The 1,847-nt window shown below is 69.4% G+C and carries 1 protein-coding gene; it reads right to left on the reverse strand.

The annotated features are described in order from the left end of the window. The coding region (locus ACFZBD_RS35150; RefSeq protein ID WP_391147793.1) for a hypothetical protein at nt 1-1,847 on the reverse strand (1,847 nt) is incomplete at both ends.

Raw genomic sequence — 1,847 nt, forward strand, 5'->3', positions numbered from 1 at the left:
TGACCGCCACATCCTGCGACACCGACTCAGCGACACGGCCAAGGCCGTCATAGGACTGCGAACTCCCGGACTGGGGCGTGCCGTCAGCAAACGACGACCCGGCCGCCACGGGCCGCTCCATGCTGTCGCGGGTTTCCGTACTGACCGCGATGGCTTTGGCGGGGTCGGTTTCCCCGGCGGGCAGCGTCAGCGTCGTGACCGCCGACGTGGCGGCGGTGGCAGCATCGGCGTAGACGGTGAGCCGGGTCATCCCGTTCGGCGCCACCGTCTTCACCGGCCGCCCCAGGTCATCACTGGTGGTGAGAGTGGTCCGCCCGGCCTGGTCGGTGACCTTCGCGGTGCGGCCCTCGTCCTCGAACTGCACGGCCTGCAGGGTGCGGGCGGCCGGGTCACCGGTCAGCTCCCCGTCGCGCACATTGTCGGTCTGCTTCACCGTCCGCCCCAGCAGGTCGCGTTCCTCCACCGTGACATGCGGCGTGCCGTCCTGGCCGGGTGTGCTGACCGTGGTCGCGGTGGGGGTGTAGGAGACCGTGGTGAGCAGGCCTTCACCCTGTGGGCCGCCCGGCACCTTCCGGGACACCTCACGGCCCGCGTCATCGAAGGCCGTCTCCACCGTGCGGCCGTCGGTAGCAGTGGCCTTCACCGTCTGCCCGGTGACCAGGTCGGTCACCTCACTGCTGGTCCCGGCCGCCGTCTTCACCGTGAGGGTCCGGGTGTGCTTTCCGGTGTCGGCGGTGGTGGCGTAGGTTTCGGTGACCTCCTCCGGACCCTGCACCCCGCCGGGCTTCGCCCCCTCCGCCCACGTCACCGTCTTGCCCGTGACCTCGCCCTGCCCGTCCACCTGGAACCGGGTCACCGTCCGCGCCGAGGCTTTCTCCTCGCCGGCGTTCTTCACCGACTCCTTCACCGCCGCGATACTCCTGCGGTCTCCGGAAAGCGTGTACTCGGTGACCTTCTCGGCGCCGTCCGCGCCGGTGACCACCGTGCGCAGCGGCAGCCCGAAACCCGCAGGCGGGCTGTCCGGGCCCCCACCGTCTCCGCCCGCCTGCCCGTTGCCGTCCTGCGGTGTGTCCAGGACGGTGGGGTCATATGCGGTGACCGTCTTCGCCCCCGTCACATCCGTGCGCTCCACCTCACGGCCGTGCTCATCGAACCGGGCCGTCTCCGTCGTGGTGCGGCTCTTCCCGGTGAAAGGGTCATGAACAGTGACCCTCGCCCGGACGGGTTTGCCGTAGTTCGCCGGCAGACCCGAAGCCGGCGGCGGTGCCTGCCCCCCGTCGCGTTCCCCCTCATAGACGAGGCTCTGGGTCCGCACCGGCACCGGCTCACCCTTCACGTCCAGGGTGGCGGTGCGTTCCTTCAGCAGATGCAGGCTGTTGTAGACCGACCGGACGGTGGAACGGCCGTCGGACAGCTCCGTCACATACCGGTAGTCCGCATCCGCACTGTCGAACAAAGCATCCGCGCTCTCATACTGGCCGCGGCCGGTGAAATCATGCCCCGCAAACTCCCCCTCCGCTCCCAGACGGAAGGTGCGCTCCGGCGAGAGGTTCTTCCCCTCCCGGTCGGTGACCTTCAGCGAAGACACCATGGGAAACCCGTGCGGCCGGTCATAGCTGACCCTAGTCACCGCACCCACAGGAGATTCCACCCGGGTCAGCAGCCGCCCCGGCTGGCCGTCGGGGGTGTAGTCCCACGCCAGACGGATGGTCTGGTTCTCCGGGTAGGTGACGGAGTCCAGCCGTCCCTCAGCCAGGTGCAGCACGATCTGCGGCCGCTGGCCGTCGCTGCGGACCGGTGAGGTGACGGTGACCTGGTTTTCGGTGCCGTAGTCGAAGGTGACTGCC

This window comes from Streptomyces sp. NPDC008121 (assembly GCF_042957155.1).
GTDB lineage: Bacteria > Actinomycetota > Actinomycetes > Streptomycetales > Streptomycetaceae > Streptomyces.